The organism is Sphingobacteruim zhuxiongii (assembly GCF_009557615.1).
In the GTDB taxonomy this organism is placed as follows: Bacteria; Bacteroidota; Bacteroidia; order Sphingobacteriales; family Sphingobacteriaceae; genus Sphingobacterium; species Sphingobacterium zhuxiongii.
Map to the genome: position 1 here is coordinate 2,460,747 of NZ_CP045652.1, position 21,662 is coordinate 2,482,408.

Here is a 21,662-nt window from a genome sequence, read left to right on the forward strand (position 1 = left end):
TTTCCGAACATTTTTTTTAAGTAATCAAACAATAATTTTAACATATAAATTTCAATAAATACTATGCAAGTTGATGTGCTTTTGGGTTTGCAGTGGGGTGATGAAGGAAAAGGAAAAATCGTAGATGTATTTTGTCCGAAATATGATTTGATCGCTCGTTTTCAAGGCGGTCCAAACGCTGGACATACCTTAGAATTCGATAACAAGAAATTCGTACTTAACACCATCCCTTCCGGAATCTTTAACGAAGATACCTTAAACCTAATCGGTAATGGCGTTGTTATCGACCCTATTATCCTGAAAAGAGAACTAGACAACCTTAAAGCTGCTGGATTCGATCCGGTAGGAAAAGGCAAATTGGTATTAGCTCGTAAAGCACACCTTATTTTACCTACTCACCAATTGTTAGACGCTGCTTCAGAAAGCAATATGGGTGCTGGTAAAATTGGCTCTACTTTAAAAGGTATTGGCCCAACTTACATGGACAAAACTGGTCGTAACGGATTACGCGTTGGTGATACTACCCTTTCCGACTTTAACGAACGTTACGAAAAGCTGAAACAAAAACACCTTTCTATGTTATCTCACTACGGTGAGATTCCTGATTTCGCTGAAAAAGAACAAGCTTTCTTAGCTGCGATTGAATTCTTGAAAACCATTCCTCACGTAGATTCTGAACACTTAGTAAACGAGTACTTAAAAGAAGGTAAACGTGTATTAGCAGAAGGTGCTCAAGGAACATTGTTAGATGTTGACTTCGGATCTTATCCATTCGTTACCTCTTCTAACACAACTACAGCAGGTGCTTGTACAGGATTAGGTATCGCCCCTAACAAGATTGGTGAAGTATTTGGTATTTTCAAAGCGTATGCGACTCGTGTAGGTGGAGGTCCATTCCCAACAGAATTAGATAATGAAACAGGTGAACAATTACGTCAATTAGGACATGAGTTCGGCGCTACTACAGGTCGTGCTCGTCGTACTGGATGGATTGATCTTCCTGCATTAAAATATGCAATCATGATCAACGGTGTAACTGAGTTGATTATGATGAAAGCAGACGTATTAGATACTTTTGAAAAGATCTACGTTTGTACGCACTATAACTACCAAGGTGAGCAGATAGATTATATGCCATATGAGATTATTACCAACAAACCAGAGCCTGTATTAAAGGAAATCGAAGGTTGGAATCAAGATCTTACAGGAATTCGTTCGAAAGATGAAATCCCTGCAGCATTACAAAACTACATTGATTACTTAGAGCAGGAATTAAATGTTCCAATCAAGTATTTATCTGTAGGTCCTGATCGTACGCAAACTATCGAATTATAAGACAGACATGGCCGAAGCCATTTTTGAAGTGAATACCGATTTGTTTTTGTCTAAGGCCCTACAGTGGTCGAAAGGCTTTGATCAAGTTTGCTTATTTCAATCTAATGGATTTAGCGATCAATATTCACAAGTAGACTGTCTATTGGCTGTTGCTGCGAAAGAGGTATTTACATCTACAGCAGGTCAATCAACATTCGAACGTTTAGAACAATTTAAATCCCGGTTTCCAGATACATGGATCCCGGGATTTCTTAGTTATGACCTAAAGAACGAACTGGAAGATCTACATACCCAATTCCCTAATCGGACAGGATTTCCAGACGCTTACTTCTTTGTTCCTCAATATATCCTGCGCTTCAAATCAGGCAGCGTACAGATCATAGCGGATTTCCCAAATGAGATTTATCAAGCAATCCAAAAGGAGGAAACCTTAGACCCTTCCTATCAAGTACGCGGGCAAGTGAGATCCAGGATGTCGAAAGATGACTATTTTCAGGCCTTTCATCATATTCTGGACCATATCAAGCGAGGTGATATCTATGAGGCGAATCTGTGTCAGGAATTCTATGCAGAATCCGCACATATCGATCAGCCGGAAAGCTTATTTCAGAAACTGAATGAGCTATCTCCTACCCCGTTTGCTTGTTTCTTTCGCGTCAATCAATCTTATATCTTGAGTGCGTCTCCGGAGCGTTTCCTAGCGAAGCGAGGAAATACCTTAATCTCTCAGCCAATCAAGGGTACTGCGCCACGTGGGAAGAATGAGGCTGAGGATATAGCTCTCAAGCAAAACTTAGCGAGCAACCCGAAAGAGATTGCAGAGAACGTCATGATAGTCGATTTAGTAAGAAATGATTTAACACGTAGTGCTATCCCCGGCACCGTGCAGGTTACAGAGAAGCTAGGGCTATATAGCTTTAAGCATGTTCATCAGTTGATTTCAACAATCTCCTGTGAAAAGAATCCCGAATTAACGGATGCGGAAGTCCTTGAAAATACGTTCCCTGCTGGATCAATGACTGGTGCTCCAAAAATATCAGCCATGCAGCTTTGCGACCTTTACGAAACCGCTCGTAGAGGTGTTTATTCTGGCGCCATTGGTTACTTCGCCCCAGAAGGAGATTTCGACTTTAACGTCGTTATTCGCACGATCATCTACCATGCTGAAAATCAATACCTATCCTTCCATACGGGTGGAGCGATCACAATCGATGCAGAAGCAGAAAAGGAATATGCCGAATGTTTAACGAAGGCATCTGCGATTCTTTCGGCATTAGGGCAATCTCTTTAAATAAATTAAACAGAAACTCAAGTTGTTGTGATTATTTCTTCAATAAACTATCAATATCATTAACATTTTTGTATTTTTGAAGTTAATTATAAGGCTGTGGTTTTCGCTAATAGATCACAGTAACTATGTTTATTTTGTTTTAAAAATTAATGGGACGTCATATCTTAAAAAGAGAACAAGCAATTACGTTTGTTAAGGAGACTTTTGCGACTAAACTCAAGCATGCATTAAACCTAATTCCAGTATCGTCACCTATTGTGGTATTGGATGGAACAGGCATCAATGATGATTTAAATGGCATTGAGCGACCAGTATCCTTTCCGATAAAATCACTACAAGACCAAAGAGCCGTTGTAGTACATTCTTTGGCGAAATGGAAAAGAATTCGTTTAAAAGAATTGGAATTAGAACCGGAAGAAGGAATTCTTACCGACATGCGCGCCTTGCGTCCCGATGAGGACTACTCCCCGATTCACTCTATCTATGTAGATCAATGGGATTGGGAAAAATGTATCCTTCCAAAAGATAGAAGCTTAGCCTATTTAAAACTAACGGTAGAGAAAATCTATCAGGTTATCTATGAAACTGAACAGGCTGTCGCTGCACAGTATCCACATATCGCTGCTGTATTACCTTCAGAGATTCACTTTGTATCGGCTGAGGAGCTCTTGCAAAAATACCCAAACAGTACGGGTAAGGAACGTGAGAATGCTATTGCTAAAGAATACGGTGCAGTTTTCATTTACGGAATTGGCGGTTCATTAACCAATGGCGAGCCACATGACGGGCGTGCAGCTGATTACGATGATTGGAGCACAGGAAATGAGCGTGGATATCATGGCTTAAATGGAGATATTCTCGTTTGGAATCCAATCCTAAATACTGCCTTTGAATTATCTTCAATGGGTATCCGCGTCGATAAGAAAGCTTTGTTAACGCAATTAGAGATCCGAAACAGTCTAGATCGTCAAAAATTAACGTTCCATCAAATGTTATTGAATGATCAACTTCCAGAATCAATTGGTGGTGGTATTGGTCAATCACGTATTTGCATGTTTATGTTGAAGCTTCAACACATCGGGGAAGTACAAGTAAGCATCTGGGATCAATTGAAAAAGACAGAACTACTCGATAAAGGTGTCGAACTTTTATAATAAAAGTTTAAAAAGACAAAAAATAATACTAATAATTTTAGTATATAAGATTATTAGTATTATTTTTGTTTTTAATGAAGAAACCACGCTACGCTATTGTCGATATTGAGACGACGGGAGGTTCCGCCTCGGCAAGTAGAATCACAGAAATTGCGATCTATATCTTTGATGGCAAGAAAGTAGTCGAAGAATATTCGAGCTTGGTGAATCCTCAACAAGCTATCCCCTTCCATATTCAGGCATTGACAGGAATCTCCGATGAGATGGTCGAAAATGCACCCGTATTTGAAGATATTGCCGAAGACATCTATCACCTTTTAGGAAGCTGCATCTTCGTAGCCCACAATGTACATTTTGATTATTCTTTCGTTCAAGCTGAGCTTAAATCGGCAGGATACGAATGGAAAGCACAAAGACTATGTACCGTGCGCTTATCACGCAAAATATTCAAAGGCTTACCAAGTTATAGCCTTGGTAAACTATGTCAAAGTTTAGGTATTATTATCGAAGATAGGCACCGCGCGGCTGGGGATGCCAAAGCAACTGTTACTTTATTTCAAAAACTATACGAAGCTGATAGCGATCATTTTATAAAAATGGTCGAACAGACGAATGCCAAAGAACAAAGGCTTCCTACAAATATACCGGGTGAAGTTTTTAATCGACTTCCACATAGCACCGGAATCTACCTATTTAAGAATAATCAAGGTAAGGTAATCTACGTTGGAAAAGCCGTCAACATTAAAAAAAGGGTCATCAGCCATTTCACGGGCAACAACCCCGGAGAGCGAAGACAGCATTTCATCAATGAGATAAGTGATATCGATTTTAAAGAATCTGGAACCGAACTTATGGCGTTCCTAATGGAATGCGATATGATCAAGAAGATTTGGCCAATTTACAATCGCGCGTTAAAAAAATATGATCCCAAATACGGCCTCATTAGCTATGAAGATCAAAATGGTTATCTGCGTCTATCTGTATGCCAAATAAGGAAGCATATCACACCCCTATACGCCTTCAATACGGTCCTTGAGTCCACACAATTCTTATTGCAATTGATTAACAGTTTCGCATTGGAACTACGATTATGCGCGTTCTTCAATAGCCAGAAGGGGGAAAAGGATGGCGCCGAGCCAAGCTTAAGCAAAGAACCAGTGGATGTAGCAAACTATAATGAAAAGGTCTTAGCGGCGATAGAAAGCCTTCAGAATAACAAGCGTAGCTTTGTTATTGTTGATCGTGGTCGACATGAAGAAGAGAAGAGTTACATCTATTTTAAAGAAAACAAGGTTTTTGCCTTAGGGTTTGTTCAAAATGACCTGGAAATCAATGATATTGAAGAAGTCGTTGTGAATGAAAGTTTAGTACACAGCAATTTCTACATGAACAATTTAGCAATTAACTACGCAAAAGAGCATCCGTCGCGCGTGCAACAATTAACAGGAATCCCTTTAGAAGAGGCTTAGCTGAACATACTCTACCTTATCGGAAGATTCACCTTGAAAGTTTGAAACCGTAACGCCGAGTAAACGAACGCGTTTCTCCTGCATGTCTACCTTAGCCAACAGCTCATAGGCATACTCTTGAATTTCTTCGAGCTTACTTAAGTAGTGTAAACCGGTTTTACTCCGAGTAATCTGCGTAAAATCAGCATATTTAATCTTTAGCGTAACCGTCTTACCAAACTTCTCCCCCCGTTCTAAGCGCGAAAAAACACGCTCCGCCAATCGCGTAATCTCAACCTTCATTAACTCCGGATCTGTTAAATCAGATTCAAATGTATCTTCGGAACCAACCGACTTGGATATTCGATTCGGACGAACCGGACGCTCATCCAATCCGCGCACCATGTTATAAAAAAACTTACCCGACTTACCAAAGTGCTGTTGAATTTCAATCTCATTAAATCGCTTCAAATCAGCACCAATATGAATCCCCATTTGATTCATTTTCTTCGCTGTAACCTTACCTACTCCGAAGAATTTATGAATCGGCAAAGCCTCCAAGAACTTTGTTACTTTTGATGGACCAATAAACGTGAGTCCATCCGGTTTCTGATAATCTGAGGCAATTTTCGCTACAAACTTATTCACCGAAACCCCGGCAGAAGCAGTCAATTGCAACTCCTCCTTTATCGCTAGTTTTATTTGCCGAGCAATTTCAATAGCCGAACCGATATCTAACTTATCCGCTGTTACATCCAAATATGCCTCATCCAGTGAAAGCGGCTCTATCAAATCTGTATAACGCTGAAAGATCGATCGAATATGATTGGAAACCTCCTTATAAACATCGAACCGTGGGCGGGTAAACAATAAATTGGGGCATAATTGCAATGCCATATGTGAAGACATCGCAGACTTTACGCCAAACTTACGCGCTTCATAACTCGCCGTTGCGACCACTCCTCGCCCACTGGGAGAGCCGCCAACGGCCAATGCCTTACCCCGAAACTCCGGAAAGTCTCGCTGTTCGACTGAAGCATAAAAAGCATCCATATCAATATGAATAATCTTGCGCATATACAAAAATAAGAAAAGCCTGTGTTAACCCAATATTTCCACAAATGCTTTACGCCAGAACCCAAAAAAATTACAATATATCTACCTATTCTTAAGCCGAAATATGTACCCATTTCAACTAAGCTCATTATTTTATTCTATCTTTGCCAAAACCTTATATGTAATTGTAAAATGAGTAAAGTAAAAGTTGGTTTAGTTCAAATGTCCTGTGTAAAGGATAAACAAGAGAATTTGAATAAAGCGATCGAAAAAGTTCGCGAAGCAGCAGCAAAAGGTGCCCAAATCGTTTGCTTGCAAGAGCTTTTTACCTCCTTATATTTCTGTGATGTAGAGGATTACGATAATTTTGACCTGGCCGAAGCAATCCCTGGCCCTTCAACCGATGCCCTATCTATTGTGGCAAAAGAGTTGGGCGTTGTTATTATCGCTTCCCTATTCGAAAAACGTGCTCAAGGACTATATCATAATACAACTGCAATACTAGATGCGGATGGATCTTATTTAGGTAAGTACCGTAAGATGCATATCCCTGATGATCCAGCATTCTACGAAAAATTCTACTTCACCCCAGGTGATTTAGGCTATAAAGTATTCCAAACGAAATTCGGAAAGATTGGTGTGTTAATTTGTTGGGATCAATGGTATCCAGAGGCAAGTCGTATCACCGCCCTTATGGGTGCTGAAATCATGTTCTACCCAACCGCTATTGGCTGGGCAACAGACCAAGACGAAGAAACCAATCAAGATCAATACAATGCATGGCAAACGATTCAACGTTCTCATGCAGTAGCTAATGGCGTTCCCGTGGTATCAGTAAACCGCGTCGGATTTGAGCAAGATGGTGCTATGAAGTTCTGGGGCGGAAGCTTCGTCGCAAACGCACAAGGTAAGCTGTTATACTTAGCATCCCATGATCAAGAGGAAGTTCAAGTTGTGGATTTAGACCTCAATCAAACAGATTATTTCCGCAAGCATTGGCCATTCCTACGCGATCGTCGTATTGAAACATATGCACCTATTACAAAACGATTTATAGACGAGGATTAAATCAAACGTTTAAGAAATACAAACTATGCTCTACACGAGCATAGTTTTTTTACGTCATCAAATTATGAGTTCAGAAAATACTTCCCCTTTATATAAAAAAGAAGATACACCCAAGGCGCAGGGCTTTTCATTTCCTGCAGAATGGGCATTACAAGAAGCACTTTGGCTAAGTTGGCCACATAAAGAAGAGTCTTGGCCTGGAAAGCTAGATACCATCTACGCACCGTATTCGCAATTCATTAAACTCGTTGCTGAAGAACAGAACGTACGTATCAATGTTGCCGACGAAGCAATGAAGGTATTTGCGCTAACACATATCGAAGCGGCCGGTGCTAATCTTGACAATATCAGCTTCCATTTTAATCCAACTAATGATGCTTGGTGCCGTGATCATGGCCCCGCATTTCTTTTAAACAAAGAAACAGGCGAAAAAGCAATCGTAGATTGGGGATACAATGCATGGGGTGGTAAATATCCGCCTTTTGATTTAGACGATGTCGTTCCTACACGAATCGCTAATGAATTCAAACTCAAACTATTTACACCTCCTATTGTGATGGAAGGTGGATCGGTAGAATTCAATGGTGCTGGAACAATTATGACAACAACAGCATGCTTGTTAAATGAAAATCGCAATCCACACTTGACCAAAGAGCAAATAGAAGGCTATTTATTAGACTACTACGGCCAGGAGCAAGTATTATGGTTAGGCGACGGAATTATTGGCGATGACACAGACGGTCATATCGATGATATTACGCGTTTTGTCAATGAAGATACTGTACTGACGGTCGTTGAAGAAGATTCAAACGACGAGAACTACCCTATTCTTCAAGAGAATCTAGAGAAATTAAAGGAAATGCGCCTTTTGGATGGTCGCCCATTAAATATTGTGGAGCTGCCGATGCCACGTCCTGTAGTCTATGAAGATCAACAATTACCAGCTTCCTATGCGAATTTCTACATCGCTAACAAGGTCGTAGTCGTTCCAATTTTCAACGATAAGAACGATCAAAAAGCGTTGTCAATCATTCAATCCGTATTCCCTGACCGCAAGGTGGTCGGCATTGACTCTGTCGATATTATATGGGGATTAGGAAGCTTTCACTGTTTAAGTCAACAAGAACCAAAAAGTTAATATATATACTTATCAATGAATACACTAACTAAATTCACCTTAACTATCATTGTAGCATTTTTCGCTTGCAACAACCTCTATGGTCAAGGACATCCGCAAGAGCGTGATGACCGCGCTACAATCCTAAACTTCAAGGGAATACAGTTTAAATCTAAAGATTCCTTATTCTACACTAACTTTCGATTCCGTATGCAAAACCGTTTAGGGTTTAGCAATACCATCGATGGTGAAGATAACGGAAAATTTGATGCCCGTATTCGTCGCTTAAGAATGCGTATGGATGGCTATATCTATACCCCTAAAATCTCCTATACCGTACAGTTGGCATTCACGCGCAGTGATCAAGATTTCGATGATACCGGAATCCCTAATATCGTCCGTGATGCCGTGATGTTCTATAACTTTTCTGACGATTTCTATGTATCCTTTGGTCAGAATAAGCTTCCCGGTAACCGTCAGCGTGTAAACTCTTCGGGATCATTGCAGTTTGCAGATCGTTCGTTGGTCAATGGGAATTTCACTTTAGACCGCGACTTTGGTATATCACTGAACTTGAGCAAGAAAATTGGCGATATGCCTTTCAACGCAAAAGCTGCTATCTCTACGGGTGAAGGACGCCCCGCAAGCGCAACGGATAAAGGTCTAGCTTATACAGGAAGAATTGAATTCTTGCCTTTAGGTAAGTTCACAAACGACAATGATTACTCAGAAGGCGATTTAGAACGCGAAGAAACGCCTAAATTATCAATTGGTGGTGGATATAGCTATAATGATAAAACGATTCGTGAAGGCGGACAATTAGGCCGCTATGTACAGAATCCGTTTACCCTAAAAACCTCATTCGCTGACGCTGTATTCAAGTATATGGGTTTTGCCTATGCTGCCGAATATATGCGTAGAGATGTGGACAATCCTTTAAATTTAACTGATGAAGTAGATCCAGAACAAACCTACGCTTATAAAGGATGGGGGGTGAATCAACAGACTTCTTATCTCTTAAATAAAGGATATGAAATTGCTGCGCGCTACACCTATGTGATGCCACACAATGATATTCGACCATATGAAGATCAAACAGAAATTATTGAACTTGGCTTAACAAAATACATGAAAGCGCATCGTTTAAAGTTCCAATTAAATGCAAATTATACGTTTAAAGATGGTTATCTTAACAATGCAAACAATAAAGCGGCTTGGGGAGGAATGTTCCAAGTCGAGTTAGGAATCTAAGGATTAAGCCTTTCAACAAAATATTAAAAGAACCCATGTGATGGGTTCTTTTTTTTTGTGCGTATAACACCCCTCAAGGAGCGAACAAAAAATAAACTTGGAAAAGCTTCAGGTCAGTAACATAACAGGTTTTAATTAAAGCCCTATCCTAGCCGTTCAGCGACGTCTATGCAAGGGCTTTGAAAGGGATATGAAAGGGAAGTGAAAGGGATCTAGAAAGAACTAGACACAAAAAAATACCTTATTTATTTTTATGCAAAATCGATGAAATTGCATCATCATTTAAAGATTCCGTATATTTAAAGGGTTAACAGAAAACATGAGATATTATATTATAGCAGGAGAAACCTCGGGCGATCTCCATGGTGCAAATTTGATAAAGGCATTAAAAAAAGAAGACCCTGAGGCTAGTTTTAATATTGTCGGTGGCGATCAAATGGCCGCTGCGGCGGGCGAACCCGTACTTATCCATACCTCGGAAATGGCCTTTATGGGCTTTATTGAGGTATTGAAAAACTTAAGCAGTATCGCTAGGAACCTCAAGAAAGTAAAAGAAGATATCCTGAAGCAACAACCAGACACTTTAATTTTAATTGATTTCCCAGGTTTCAATTTGAAAGTTGCTGCTTACGCTAAAAAATTGGGGATCAAGGTTTGTTACTATATTTCTCCAAAAATATGGGCTTGGAACCAAAAACGCGTTCATAAAATCAAAAGGTTGGTTGACCATATGTTTTGTATCCTTCCCTTTGAAGTCAAATTCTACAAGCAGTTTCATTACCCTGTAAATTATGTGGGTAACCCACTCTTGGATGCTATTGCCGCCTATCAATTCAATCCCAATTTCAAAGAGGACAATGGATTGGGGATTCGTCCGATTATCGCCTTATTACCGGGAAGCCGAAAAATGGAGATCCAAAACCTGCTACCGGTTATGGTTGAATTACACAATATGTTTCCGGCGCATCAATTGGTTATTGCAGGAGCTCCAAATTTCGATAAAACTTTTTATCAAGACTATATCGGCGATTATGATATTCCGGTTGTCTTCGATCAGACTTATGACTTGTTAAAAAATGCGGAAGCGGCCGTTGTTGCGAGTGGTACGGCAACATTAGAAACTGCCCTATTGCGTGTTCCACAAGTCGTGGTGTATCGTGCCAATCCAATTAGCGTTATGATTGCGCGAAAACTTATCAAAGTCCGTTTTATATCCTTGGTTAACTTAATCAATGACTATTTATCGGTTCGCGAACTGATTCAAGATGATTGCGACACCATGAGTATTGCATCAGAGGTGAAAGAGCTGATCTTAAATCCAACGCATCGCGCCAGTGTTATGGAAAACTATGATATATTGATCGAGAAAATGGGAACGCCTGGCGCTTCGGAGAAAACAGCAGCGCTCATCGTCAAATATATGAAGGGCGAGGAATAAACCTTCTCACGCTTTGATTGTCTAAAGAACAGGAGGTTATGATATGAAGTATTTATTATTGAGTTTAAGTATGTTGTTTTGCGGTTTAAGTTCTTATGCGCAATCGACAGAACATATTGGGAAATTGGAATTAGGCAAAAAGAAGACAAAAAACTTCGGGAGCCGCGATTCGTCCCTTGTGATTCGTATTGATACGCTCATTATGGGCGATAAATCAAAGTTGGAATTTTTCGGTAAGAAGGATGTTAAATTGGACATCGGTTATGCGGTGATTGGAAAGAATGTCGTGATTTCGGGTTCTGATGGCAAAAACAATGCAACAGACTTTGATATCAAGGCGAACATTCAGGAATTGGGTTCGCTATATGTCATTGCTCGCGGATGGGATGCTATGAATGGCACAAAAACTAATCCCAATGGAAATGGCGGTCAAGTAAACTTTCGCTATGCCAGTACGGGCGTGAAACCCCAATCAACGGATAAGAAAGGAAAAAACTATCTATTGATTGATGTGCAAGCAGGTGGTTTACGTGTTAATCCGACTTCCGATTTACAACGTGTATATTCACAGATTTCTATGTCAGGTCCTGGCTTACGCGGAGTCCCTCAAGGACAAGTTTATTCCGGTTCGCCTGGAAAGGAAGGAAAAGCAGAAATAACAGCCTATGATTAATCATAGGCTTTTTTTATGGCTAATAATTCCGTAAATTTAAGTCATGAAAATATTGGCTTACGCTGGCAGTAGCAGCAAGAATTCTATCAATAAGAAGTTCATCACTTCGGTATCCAAATATTACAAAGAAGCTGAAGATATTATTGAGGTGTTAGATTTAAACGACTTTGAAATGCCTTTGTTTTCAGTAGATTGTGAACACGATCAAGGGATTCCGGCGGCGGCACATGCATTTGCTGAGAAGATTGATTGGGCAGATTTAATATTAATTTCCCTGGCCGAACACAATGGCAACTACCCTACTGTCTACAAGAATATCTACGATTGGGTATCCCGTATCAAAGGAAGGAAACTATTTAACGGAACCGCTGTTTTCTTATTGTCAACGAGCAATGGGCAGAACGGCGCACAATCTGTTTTAAATATTGCGTTGAATCGTATGCCACGCGATGGCGCTGATATTCTAGAGAGTTTTTCACTACCCGAGTTTAGTCAGCATTTTCAGGAAGGATCCGGAATTATTACGCCTCTATATCGCAGTCAATTGGAGGCGAAAGTTCGTAAGACCAAGCGCATGATGGCGACCAAATTAGCAGAGAACAATAATTAAAAATTAAATATTATGGCAAAGAAAGTATTATTATTAGTTGGCGATTATGTGGAGGATTATGAAGCAATGGTTCCATTTCAAGCGATGGGTGCCATCGGTATTGAGGTTGATGCGATTGCTCCAGACCGAAAAAAAGGCGATGTTGTTCCGACAGCAGTTCACGATTTTACAGGCGATCAAACCTATAAAGAACTTCGCGGGCATAACTTCGCAATAAATAAAGATTTTGACGCTGTGAATCCGGAGGACTATGATGGTCTTTATATTGCCGGTGGTCGTTCTGCAGAATATATCCGATTGAACAAACGCGTTATTGAGATTACGAAGCATTTTTTCGAAAAAGATAAGCCTGTAGCAGCGATCTGCCATGGGATTCAAGTATTGACCACAGCTCAGGTATTAAAAGGCCGTACATTAACTGCATATGTTGCTGTAGGTCCAGATATTGAACTGGCTGGTGGTACATGGAAGAATATTCCTGCCGACCAAGCCGTAGTCGATGGCCAACTCGTAACTTCACCAGCTTGGCCTGGGCATCAAGCCATCTTAAAAGAGTTCTACAAATTATTAGGCATTCAAATTAGTTTATAATACATTCATGGCAGAGAAAAAGAATAGGAAGGTTTGGATTTTCGCGATCCCATTAATCGCTTTATTGGCATATTTTATTTGGGATTCGTATTCACAGCCTTCTATAAAGGATTTACCAGGAGATTTTGAGGAAGTAGCGTTTGTTCGTAACGAACAAAATAAAGGTGGGATAATCCGAGTTTATGCCGTAACCGTTGGGGATGCGATGAATGCACAATACGATAAGTGTGCTGACTTATTTCCGACGAATGATTATGGATCGGTAACCAAGGTGTTCTTTTTTGATAAAACAAAGCCCTTTCCAACGAAATTGGATATCGAGGAACCTCACTATGATCTCAAACAGTATGAGGCAATCAATATTCAAAAGCGTTACGGCTCGCAGAAGTGAATTAACAATTTGATTTCTTAGTATTAACAAATAATTAACCTAGCTCCGATAATTTCGGGCTATCATGAGAGAACTAGAAATGGCAAAGAAATTTATCCCTCGGGATATTAGTTGGTTGAGCTTTAATGCGCGGGTTTTACAGGAAGCTGCGGACGCGGAAGTCCCTTTAGAACAACGTATTAAGTTTCTAGGAATCTTTTCGAATAATTTAGATGAATTCTTTCGCGTTCGCGTTGCAGCATTAAAGCGCGCCGCGGAATTGAATACCAAAGAAGTATTGGGATCTTTTTATGAAGATCCCAATATTATTTTAGAACAGATAACCCATATTGTTATTAAGCAACAGAAAAAGTTTGATAAGATTTGGTTAGATGTTCAGAAAGAGATGGCCAAGCAGCGTGTTTTCATAAAAACTGCGGAGGAGCTCTCTGAAGAGCAATTGGAATTTGTGAAAGAGTACTTCGACCGCGAGGTCGAGAGTAGCATTATTCCGCTCATATTAGACGAGGTTCACCCTATGCCTTATTTAAGAGACAAGAGTTTGTACCTTGGGGTTGCCATGTTTAAAAAAGACTGGCAGTACCAAACGAAGTTCGCTATTATTGAACTTCCGTCAAGTCAACTGGGACGCTTCGTTATCCTACCTGCCCCTAAGAATCAGAAACATATTATCTTAATTGAAGATGTCGTTAAAGTAAACTCACCGTATATCTTCTCATACTTTGGTTTTGATGAGTTCCTAGCCAATACGTTTAAGATTACCAAAGATGCGGAGTTTGACTTAGACAATGATGTAAATACGACATTTGTCGAGAAGATTACTAAGGGGGTAAAAAACAGACGGAAGGGTAAGCCCACTCGCTTTGTGTATGATAAGGATATGAATCACATGTTATTGGAATTCTTAATTCGCAAATTGAATCTATCCAAGCGCGACAGTATTATTCCAGGACAGAAGATTCATAATTTCAAGCATTTCATGGATTTTCCGGACGTATTCAGGTCTTATAAAAAACCTTTTGAACGGAGTTCATTTGAGCACCCTGATATACGTGGTGTAGATCGTGTAACGGATATTATCTTGAAGAAAGATGTGCTCCTCTCCTTTCCTTACCATCAGTTTCGTCCGATGATCGACTTGCTTCGTGAAGCAGCCATGGACCCTCATGTGAAGACGATCAAGATTACCATCTATCGAATGGCGACCAATTCTAAGATTGCAAATGCTTTAGTGAATGCGGCTCGAAATGGTAAAGAGGTGACCGTCATGTTGGAACTTCGCGCACGATTCGATGAAGAGCATAACCTAGATTGGAAAGAGCGCTTTGAAATGGAAGGGGTCAAAGTATTAGTTGGAATTCCAAACAAGAAAGTACATGCGAAGCTTTGTATTATCAAAAAGCGTGTAGATAACAAAACGATCCAATACGGTTTTGTGAGTACAGGAAACATCAATGAGAAGACCGCTCGTGTGTACGGCGACCACTGCCTGATGACCAGTAACAAGAGCGTTATGGCGGACATCAATAAGGTTTTCAATGCATTACAGAAACCTAAACTCCCATTAGAAAACATCATTAAGAATTGTAAAAGCTTGCTGACTTGTCCATTGGATATGCGTCAACAGATTTTACATTTTATCGATAAGGAAATTATGGAGGCAAAGGCGGGTCGGAAAGCACATATCATCATAAAAATAAACTCCCTTAGTGATAAGGAATGTATCAAGAAATTGTATGATGCAGCAACTGTTGGAGTTAAAGTCGAGTTGATTGTTCGTGGTGTGTATTGTGCTATCAATCAGAAAAAATTCAAAGAGCCACTCTATGGAATTAGTATTGTTGACGAATACCTAGAACATGCTCGTGTATTTTATTTCTACGCGGCCAGCAAAGAGCTGACTTACATCTCCTCAGCCGACTTAATGACGCGTAACTTAGATTATCGTATAGAAGCCGCTGTGAAGATCAACAGCAAAAAGCTCAAAACGGAATTGCGAGATTTGTTACAAATACAGTTGAAAGACAATGTTAAAGCAAGGATCTTAAACAACTTGCAAAACAATGAGTATGTATCGAATAAAAAGCCTGCCTTCCGCTCACAGATCGAAATATTCAATTATTTATACGCGAAGACTGTACAGCAAAGCGAATAAATAATTTAAACAGCTTGATTGCTTTGCTAATATTTTTAGTATTTTAGGGAAATATTAGGAGGAATTATGGCTACTGAATTTATTCAAGGTCGTGGAGCGCAAGCCAATGTATCTAACATTTTTTTCAAACAACATTACAGCCGTGACATCGTTGAGGGTATAGATGAATGGGAAGAGGATAAACCGCAAACTCAGTTTACGATTGTCCATCCTAAGAGTTTTGTCAACAAGGTTGATAGTCCCGACGTGGGCATGGAGTATTCTGCAAATCCATATCAGGGATGTGAACATGGTTGTATTTATTGTTATGCTCGAAATTCACATCAATATTGGGGTTACAGTGCTGGATTAGACTTCGAAACGAAGATTATGGTTAAAGCAAATAGCGTCAAGCTTTTCCGTGAGTTTATTACCCGTAAATCTTGGACAGGAACCCCTATTTCACTTTCTGGAAATACCGATTGCTATCAACCTCTAGAACGCAAGTTTGAATTGACTCGTGGTATATTAAAGACCGCTAGTCAATATGGTCAACCGATTAGCATTATCACCAAGAATAGCCTGATACTCCGTGATGCAGACATTATCAGCGAAATGTCTAATCGAAATTTATGTATGGTGTTTATTTCGATCAACTCGTTGACTGAAGATACTCGTTTAAAGTTAGAACCACGTACCGTAACGGCCAAACAAAGACTACATGTGATTGAATCCCTCTCTAAACTCGGTGTACCTGTTGGCATCATGTGTGCTCCGGTGATTCCCGGATTAACGGATCATGAAATCCCTAAGGTCTTGAAGGCGGCAGCCAATGCGGGTGCTAAATGGGCTGGCTATACTACGGTACGATTAAATGGAGAAATAGGTCAAATATTCGAAGATTGGCTCCATAAAGCCTATCCGGATCGCGCAAACAAGATTTGGCACAGCATACAAAGCTGTCATCATGGAAAAGTCAATGATAGTGAATTTGGAAACCGCATGAAAGGTACGGGAAAGCAAGCCCAAATGATTAAAGATAGTTTCCGTATGCACTGCAAACGCAATAAATTAAATGTAGAAGACTTTGAATTCGACTGTTCGCATTTCTTAAAAAATGGCGACCAACAGCTAAAATTGTTCTAATTAATAAGCGTTAATAAATGTTAAAAAGAAATGTAACAAGTATGTTGCAGTCATAATGGCACCGTGTTTGGTTCATCTAGTACAGAAATTATTAGAAAACATAAATATTGTACTATGAAAAACACATTGAAATTATTAAGTCTTTTGTTCGTTGTCTTGTTTACAGTATCGGCTTGTTCTAAGGATGATGATCCGGTAGATAACGATTTGTTTACTGGTAATTACACCGGTGATGTTGGTTATGATAACTTCGGCGAAGATGGTAAAGACGTTACCTATGGAGCTGGTTCAGTACGTGTATATAAAATTGGTGATAAATATTCATTCGACTTTAAAAGTGATGCAGGGAATATCCCTTCATTAACAGGCATTGTGATGCAAAAAGGAGAAAACAACACAATATTCTTTAACTCCGAAGCGATTGGTAGTATCACCATTTCGGAAAGTACCTTAGAATTGTCTTATACCAATCTAGATACAAAAGAGTCGTTTAGAGCGAGCTGTGATCGCTAAATCACTTAACATAGATTATAGATGTTAGAACCCTAGTGGTTCAAACTTTAAATTTTGATATATGATGAAGATAGCCGTAGTAATTACTACGGCTATTTTTGTTGGTCCTTGTAAGACGTGATTTGCTTTTCTAAAGCATCAATCTTATGATTGAGCGACTTAATTAATTTGTACTGATCCTCCTGCGATTGAAATAGATCTTTCACCTGCTCTTCCAAGAGCATATCCATCTTTTGGTGTAGACTTCGAATCTCTAACTCCGCTTTGAGATTAACTAAATAATCATTCTCTGCACGCATTCTATCTTTCTCTTCCTGTCTATTTTGACTCATCATGATAATTGGCGCTTGCATGGCGGCAACGCAAGACAACACCAAATTCATTAAAATAAATGGGTAAGGATCAAATTGATCTTTCGTTGGCAATGTTGAATTGTATAAAATCCAGATGATTAGTACAACAGCAAAGAGAATGATAAACGTCCAACTCCCACCGAACCGAGCTACCTTGTCGGATATTCTCTGCCCTTGAGATAACACTTCCTTTGGCGGGTTCACCAATCGGTCGACCATTAGGGACTCTTCGTCCATCGTCTGCTTAACAATTTCATGGAGCTTAGCGATATTTTCGCTGTTCTGCTCCATAATGGCTTTGATATTCTTCTTCTCCATGGCTAAGGTTGTATTGAATGGATATTATACTTCATTGGTAGAACAATAAAATGTTGGTTTTGTCTGTTTCTGATAAAGGAAAATCTGAAAAGAAAATTAATAAGTACTAGTAAACTAATAAAAGTTAGTTGTTGATCAGCAATACAGCTTTAAATAGGTTGCTATTGCTGTTCAGAAATAAGTTATGCGTTGGATATTGTAATTTAAGTCGATCTTGAAAATGCTGAATGTAATCGTTCTCCGCTTGGCTACTTAGGTAGTGATTAACCCGATTACTAACTTCCAATTTTATTGATCCTCCAATCGCTGAAATCTTGATTTTAACCGGATGCTCCGACATACTGTTATAACCATTATGCAAGGCATTCTGAATTAAAGGTAGGAATACAAAGGGATGTACTTTACTGTCAGAATCTGCTATCTGAAAGTCGATTTTAACATGAACATCTTCTGAACTAAATATAGACCATAGCTTCAAGTAGGTTAAGACATTCTCTTGCTCATCAGCAATTTGAATAGTATCACCAATTGAATATTGCAAAGCACGCTCTTGCCAATTCAAAAAGCTCTCCGTAGCATCTTGATCGTTTCGCTTATGCTCAAAATAGAGTTTGGCTAATTTTGAATCCTGCTGACATTGCTTAAAGGAGAGCGCGGCAGCTAGTTCGATTCGTGCAGATTCAGCCTCTTGTGCTGTCTTACTTGCCTTGTTCCAGAACATTACTTTTCTTTGATGGTTCGACCCCACTTACCCCTCCAGATACCGCTAGTTTCATCGCATCAGTTCCCGACATATTCAACTTATGAACCTTATCAGCACTAATGATAGATACCTGACCAGCAACAGAGTAAGAGAATGGAAAGTAAACCACAACTTCACCTGGAAGACCTATACTTGACAAGTCTTTCTGTGTTAAGAAACCCACCTTCTTAAGCCCGAAGTTGTTAACCTCGACCAATACCGGCTCGTTAAATTTCTTTGCATCACCAACAAAAGCTTCCGTAAAATCCTTAATTGATGAGTATAAGGTATTGAACAAAGGAATTTTATTAATCGTCCGTGTCATCCAGCTCCGAATTGGTGCGGTCACTAAAGTGGTGAAGATTAAGCCTACCAATGCCAACAATAGGATAACGGAAAGGATACCAATACCGGGGATATACAAGGGATGCCCTGTTTCATCTTCTAGAAAATGTTCTGTAATATTCAGCGCACCGTCTAAGGTTGCAACTAACCAAATGATTACAAATACCGCTCCTGCAACAGGAACAACAACCAAAGTACCTTTGATTAAATAATAGAAGAATTTTTGAAAGAATTTACGCAACATGTTTATTCAAAATAATAGACTCTTTTCACTCGACTTGAGATATTTACCAATAATTCATAAGGAATTGTACCGATATCTTGAGAAGCTTGCATGATATCTGGAAAAACTTCCACAATATCTCCTTCTTTCACTTCGATATCTGTTACATCCAACATACACATATCCATACAGATCGTGCCAACTGTAGGAACAAGCTGGTTATTAATCTTCATTTTTCCTACACCGTATCCAAATTTACGATTATATCCGTCAGCATACCCAATTTTAACTGTAGCAATTCGACTATCTCTAGTCAAAATACCTTTTCGATCATATCCAACCGTCTCAGTCTTCGGTAATTCCTTCAACTGCGTGACTGTCGTTTGCAATGTACTCACTTTCTCTAATTGGCTACCGTCAGAATCCATATCGACACCATAGAGGCCAATTCCAAGGCGTACCATATCGAAATGTGCTTGCGGCCAGCGTACAATCGCTGACGTATTTGCTACATGTTTGATAAAAGAATAGCCGATACCCTGCTCTAGCTTGGCTACAGCGGTAGCATATGTATCAATTTGATATTGGGTATACTCATCTTGTTTCGAGTCGCCAGAAGCCACCAAATGCGTAAAACAAGACTGCACCCTAACTTCTTCCTGCTGATTCAATCGATCAATTAGTCCTTCAACCTCTGTCGGTAAAAACCCTAATCTATGCATGCCTGTATCTAACTTCACATGAATCTTGTAAGCCTTTCTATTATTATCTTTTAAGAAGTCAATAAATTGATTCAAGAAACGCATAGAATACACTTCCGGCTCTAGGTCATATTGCAATAAAGTTTGAAATGTATCGCTATCCGGACTTAAAACCATAATCGGCAGTGTAATCCCTCCCATCCTTAATTCTACGCCTTCATCAGCGAATGCAACCGTTAGATAATCAACTTTACTGAACTGTAAGAGATTGGCAACTTCAAAACTACCACTCCCATAAGAAAATGCCTTAACCATGGCCATCAACTTAACGTCATTGGGGATCATGGATCGATAATGCATCAAATTATGAGACAGCGCATTGAGATTGATCTCCAATACCGTTCCATGCGAACGCAAGGTCAGCCTCTGTACGATTTGTTCGAAAAGATATGTTCTTCCCCCCTTAATTAATACAGTCTCATCTTTGATTGCTAAAACATCCAAATTCGCCAGTAAATCATCTGTAGAGTGATACAAGGTGACATCTAAGCCATTTAAATCCGACAGCCATGGATATGCAGTACCTACCCATATCATACGACTAATTGAAGTGCGCGATAAGATGGCTCTCAGTTTTTCCTGCAGCTTCTCACTACTCGCCAATCCATCCATATCGGAGAGGATAAGCGTCTTTTTGCTATGTTGATTCTGCTGTGCAAGAAAATCTAGTGAAATCTGTAGGGAAGCTAAATCATTGGAATATGAATCATCGATTAAAGAACTATTGCCTATACCTTTTTTCAGCTGCAGACGCATTTCTAATTGTCTCAGCTGTTTTAATCGCTCGATAATTACAGCGGGCGCATAAGCCATATAGCTCATAAAAGTGAAACAGGTCAATATGTTTTCGATGGAAGCTTTATCTGTAAAAGGAATTTCGAAAGTATAAGAAACTTGATCAATTGATATTTGAAGCACACTGCTATTGCTAAGCAGTTCAACCCGCTCTAAGCATACATAATCACTTTGCTGATCGCCCCATTGGTATAATTCCATATGTTCTGGAATCATTCCTGGAGAGATATATTTCGAGGCTGCGATTAGGGCTTTCGACTCTCTAAATAGCTTAAGTTTCTCTTGAAGTTTTGCCGATTTGGATTCAAAGTTTTGAGCATGTGCTAGTCCGATATTGGTAAACACACCTATTTCCGGTTGAATCAGTGCCTGTAGTCGTTCCATTTCTCCGGGTTCGGAAATGCCGGCTTCAATTAATGCAATATCATAATGATTTGAGAGATTCCACAAAGACAAAGCGACACCTAATTGCGAATTATAACTCTTTGGACTCTGATAAACCTTCTTATCGATCGATAATAGTTGAAACAGCCATTCTTTAACTACAGACTTGCCATTACTCCCTGCAATTCCAACCAGTTGTCCCTGGAATGTTAATCGATGATAAACTGCCAGGCTTTGTAATGCCTGCAATACATCATCTACGAATAACACATTCACGTCAGAAACGGACTCCAAGAAAGTCACACTTCTAGAAACAACAAAACTTCGAACTCCCCGTTGGTAAGCATCATTTACAAAGTCATGACCATCACGGGCGGCAGTAAGCGCAAAAAATAAGCTTTGTTCAGGTTGGTTAACCTTTCTACTGTCGTATACTAGTTCTGTGATTTGTTGACTATAATTCGCTACCTCACAACTCTTTAACTCTAAAATATCGCGTATTAAATCAATAGTATACATCTGCAT

At 39.6% G+C, this 21,662-nt stretch carries 20 protein-coding genes; 15 read left to right on the forward strand and 5 right to left on the reverse strand.

The window, feature by feature from the left end; genetic code table 11:
• The first annotated feature begins 63 nt into the window (after nucleotides 1-63).
• The 4 genes from GFH32_RS10520 to GFH32_RS10535 all read left to right on the forward strand — a co-directional run bounded on the left by GFH32_RS10520 (nucleotide 64) and on the right by GFH32_RS10535 (nucleotide 5,249).
• Nucleotides 64-1,335, forward strand: coding sequence for an adenylosuccinate synthase (locus GFH32_RS10520; RefSeq protein ID WP_153511570.1), 1,272 nt, complete (start codon nucleotides 64-66; stop codon nucleotides 1,333-1,335).
• 7 nt (nucleotides 1,336-1,342) lie between these two features.
• The gene (locus tag GFH32_RS10525; RefSeq protein WP_153511571.1) at nucleotides 1,343-2,626 is read left to right on the forward strand and encodes an anthranilate synthase component I family protein; all 1,284 of its coding nucleotides are present in this window, start codon (nucleotides 1,343-1,345) and stop codon (nucleotides 2,624-2,626) included.
• A gap of 149 nt (nucleotides 2,627-2,775) precedes the next feature.
• Entirely contained in the window at nucleotides 2,776-3,780 is a 1,005-nt protein-coding gene (gene asnA, locus GFH32_RS10530) for an aspartate--ammonia ligase (protein WP_153511572.1), read from the forward strand.
• A 74-nt stretch (nucleotides 3,781-3,854) separates the two neighbouring features.
• A complete protein-coding gene (locus GFH32_RS10535) occupies nucleotides 3,855-5,249 on the forward strand; it encodes an exonuclease domain-containing protein (protein WP_153511573.1) in 1,395 nt (464 codons plus the stop codon).
• Here GFH32_RS10535 and dinB read toward each other — a convergent pair.
• Nucleotides 5,235-6,305, reverse strand: coding sequence for a DNA polymerase IV (gene dinB / locus GFH32_RS10540; RefSeq protein WP_153511574.1), 1,071 nt, complete (start codon nucleotides 6,303-6,305; stop codon nucleotides 5,235-5,237). The two genes, GFH32_RS10535 and dinB, sit on opposite strands and share 15 nt — an antisense overlap.
• A gap of 171 nt (nucleotides 6,306-6,476) precedes the next feature.
• Here dinB and GFH32_RS10545 point away from each other — a divergent pair, with 171 nt between their 5' ends.
• The 11 genes from GFH32_RS10545 to GFH32_RS10595 all read left to right on the forward strand — a co-directional run bounded on the left by GFH32_RS10545 (nucleotide 6,477) and on the right by GFH32_RS10595 (nucleotide 17,216).
• Nucleotides 6,477-7,352 carry a carbon-nitrogen hydrolase gene (locus tag GFH32_RS10545; RefSeq protein ID WP_153511575.1) on the forward strand — a complete coding sequence of 292 codons (876 nt, stop codon included), beginning with the start codon at nucleotides 6,477-6,479 and terminating at the stop codon, nucleotides 7,350-7,352.
• A 64-nt stretch (nucleotides 7,353-7,416) separates the two neighbouring features.
• Nucleotides 7,417-8,490 (forward strand): agmatine deiminase family protein, encoded by a 1,074-nt coding sequence (locus tag GFH32_RS10550; protein ID WP_153511576.1) that lies wholly within the window; start codon nucleotides 7,417-7,419, stop codon nucleotides 8,488-8,490.
• Between the two features lie 15 nt (nucleotides 8,491-8,505).
• Nucleotides 8,506-9,720, forward strand: a complete 1,215-nt coding sequence (locus GFH32_RS10555; RefSeq protein ID WP_153511577.1) for a porin — start codon at nucleotides 8,506-8,508, stop codon at nucleotides 9,718-9,720.
• A gap of 319 nt (nucleotides 9,721-10,039) precedes the next feature.
• Nucleotides 10,040-11,158 carry a lipid-A-disaccharide synthase gene (gene lpxB, locus GFH32_RS10560; RefSeq protein WP_153511578.1) on the forward strand — a complete coding sequence of 373 codons (1,119 nt, stop codon included), beginning with the start codon at nucleotides 10,040-10,042 and terminating at the stop codon, nucleotides 11,156-11,158.
• A gap of 43 nt (nucleotides 11,159-11,201) precedes the next feature.
• Nucleotides 11,202-11,831 (forward strand): hypothetical protein, encoded by a 630-nt coding sequence (locus GFH32_RS10565; protein WP_153511579.1) that lies wholly within the window; start codon nucleotides 11,202-11,204, stop codon nucleotides 11,829-11,831.
• Between the two features lie 43 nt (nucleotides 11,832-11,874).
• The gene (locus GFH32_RS10570) at nucleotides 11,875-12,441 is read left to right on the forward strand and encodes an NADPH-dependent FMN reductase (protein WP_153511580.1); all 567 of its coding nucleotides are present in this window, start codon (nucleotides 11,875-11,877) and stop codon (nucleotides 12,439-12,441) included.
• A 12-nt stretch (nucleotides 12,442-12,453) separates the two neighbouring features.
• A complete protein-coding gene (locus GFH32_RS10575) occupies nucleotides 12,454-13,032 on the forward strand; it encodes a DJ-1/PfpI family protein (RefSeq protein ID WP_153511581.1) in 579 nt (192 codons plus the stop codon).
• A gap of 7 nt (nucleotides 13,033-13,039) precedes the next feature.
• Entirely contained in the window at nucleotides 13,040-13,423 is a 384-nt protein-coding gene (locus GFH32_RS10580) for a hypothetical protein (protein ID WP_153511582.1), read from the forward strand.
• A 64-nt stretch (nucleotides 13,424-13,487) separates the two neighbouring features.
• A complete protein-coding gene (ppk1, locus tag GFH32_RS10585) occupies nucleotides 13,488-15,578 on the forward strand; it encodes a polyphosphate kinase 1 (protein ID WP_202111299.1) in 2,091 nt (696 codons plus the stop codon).
• Between the two features lie 66 nt (nucleotides 15,579-15,644).
• On the forward strand, nucleotides 15,645-16,703 hold the full coding sequence (locus GFH32_RS10590) for a PA0069 family radical SAM protein (protein ID WP_153511583.1): 1,059 nt from the start codon (nucleotides 15,645-15,647) through the stop codon (nucleotides 16,701-16,703).
• A gap of 114 nt (nucleotides 16,704-16,817) precedes the next feature.
• Entirely contained in the window at nucleotides 16,818-17,216 is a 399-nt protein-coding gene (locus GFH32_RS10595; protein ID WP_153511584.1) for a hypothetical protein, read from the forward strand.
• Nucleotides 17,217-17,308: 92 nt separating this feature from the next.
• Here the strand turns inward: GFH32_RS10595 and GFH32_RS10600 are convergent, their stop codons facing one another.
• From GFH32_RS10600 to GFH32_RS10615, 4 genes are all read right to left on the reverse strand, one after another.
• Entirely contained in the window at nucleotides 17,309-17,887 is a 579-nt protein-coding gene (locus GFH32_RS10600) for a DUF1003 domain-containing protein (RefSeq protein WP_153511585.1), read from the reverse strand.
• A gap of 124 nt (nucleotides 17,888-18,011) precedes the next feature.
• Nucleotides 18,012-18,608, reverse strand: coding sequence for a hypothetical protein (locus GFH32_RS10605; RefSeq protein ID WP_153511586.1), 597 nt, complete (start codon nucleotides 18,606-18,608; stop codon nucleotides 18,012-18,014).
• Complete coding sequence (locus GFH32_RS10610) at nucleotides 18,586-19,218, reverse strand: DUF502 domain-containing protein (protein WP_153511587.1); 633 nt, start codon at nucleotides 19,216-19,218, stop codon at nucleotides 18,586-18,588. The genes GFH32_RS10605 and GFH32_RS10610 overlap by 23 nt, the downstream gene beginning before the upstream one ends.
• A 2-nt stretch (nucleotides 19,219-19,220) precedes the next feature.
• Nucleotides 19,221-21,656 (reverse strand): bifunctional UDP-N-acetylmuramoyl-tripeptide:D-alanyl-D-alanine ligase/alanine racemase, encoded by a 2,436-nt coding sequence (locus tag GFH32_RS10615; protein WP_153513058.1) that lies wholly within the window; start codon nucleotides 21,654-21,656, stop codon nucleotides 19,221-19,223.
• Nucleotides 21,657-21,662: the final 6 nt, after the last annotated feature.

Bases quoted from the DNA above. Each gene is read 5' to 3' on its own strand.
- GFH32_RS10610 (WP_153511587.1), bottom strand. From the start codon at position 19,218: ATGTTGCGTAAATTCTTTCAAAAATTCTTCTATTATTTAATCAAAGGT.
- GFH32_RS10525 (WP_153511571.1), top strand. From the start codon at position 1,343: ATGGCCGAAGCCATTTTTGAAGTGAATACCGATTTGTTTTTGTCTAAG.
- GFH32_RS10570 (WP_153511580.1), top strand. From the start codon at position 11,875: ATGAAAATATTGGCTTACGCTGGCAGTAGCAGCAAGAATTCTATCAAT.
- GFH32_RS10535 (WP_153511573.1), top strand. From the start codon at position 3,855: ATGAAGAAACCACGCTACGCTATTGTCGATATTGAGACGACGGGAGGT.
- GFH32_RS10545 (WP_153511575.1), top strand. From the start codon at position 6,477: ATGAGTAAAGTAAAAGTTGGTTTAGTTCAAATGTCCTGTGTAAAGGAT.
- GFH32_RS10575 (WP_153511581.1), top strand. From the start codon at position 12,454: ATGGCAAAGAAAGTATTATTATTAGTTGGCGATTATGTGGAGGATTAT.
- GFH32_RS10615 (WP_153513058.1), bottom strand. From the start codon at position 21,656: ATGTATACTATTGATTTAATACGCGATATTTTAGAGTTAAAGAGTTGT.
- GFH32_RS10595 (WP_153511584.1), top strand. From the start codon at position 16,818: ATGAAAAACACATTGAAATTATTAAGTCTTTTGTTCGTTGTCTTGTTT.
- GFH32_RS10600 (WP_153511585.1), bottom strand. From the start codon at position 17,887: ATGGAGAAGAAGAATATCAAAGCCATTATGGAGCAGAACAGCGAAAAT.
- GFH32_RS10605 (WP_153511586.1), bottom strand. From the start codon at position 18,608: ATGTTCTGGAACAAGGCAAGTAAGACAGCACAAGAGGCTGAATCTGCA.
- GFH32_RS10590 (WP_153511583.1), top strand. From the start codon at position 15,645: ATGGCTACTGAATTTATTCAAGGTCGTGGAGCGCAAGCCAATGTATCT.
- GFH32_RS10520 (WP_153511570.1), top strand. From the start codon at position 64: ATGCAAGTTGATGTGCTTTTGGGTTTGCAGTGGGGTGATGAAGGAAAA.
- GFH32_RS10565 (WP_153511579.1), top strand. From the start codon at position 11,202: ATGAAGTATTTATTATTGAGTTTAAGTATGTTGTTTTGCGGTTTAAGT.
- GFH32_RS10550 (WP_153511576.1), top strand. From the start codon at position 7,417: ATGAGTTCAGAAAATACTTCCCCTTTATATAAAAAAGAAGATACACCC.
- GFH32_RS10580 (WP_153511582.1), top strand. From the start codon at position 13,040: ATGGCAGAGAAAAAGAATAGGAAGGTTTGGATTTTCGCGATCCCATTA.
- asnA (WP_153511572.1), top strand. From the start codon at position 2,776: ATGGGACGTCATATCTTAAAAAGAGAACAAGCAATTACGTTTGTTAAG.
- dinB (WP_153511574.1), bottom strand. From the start codon at position 6,305: ATGCGCAAGATTATTCATATTGATATGGATGCTTTTTATGCTTCAGTC.
- ppk1 (WP_202111299.1), top strand. From the start codon at position 13,488: ATGAGAGAACTAGAAATGGCAAAGAAATTTATCCCTCGGGATATTAGT.
- GFH32_RS10555 (WP_153511577.1), top strand. From the start codon at position 8,506: ATGAATACACTAACTAAATTCACCTTAACTATCATTGTAGCATTTTTC.
- lpxB (WP_153511578.1), top strand. From the start codon at position 10,040: ATGAGATATTATATTATAGCAGGAGAAACCTCGGGCGATCTCCATGGT.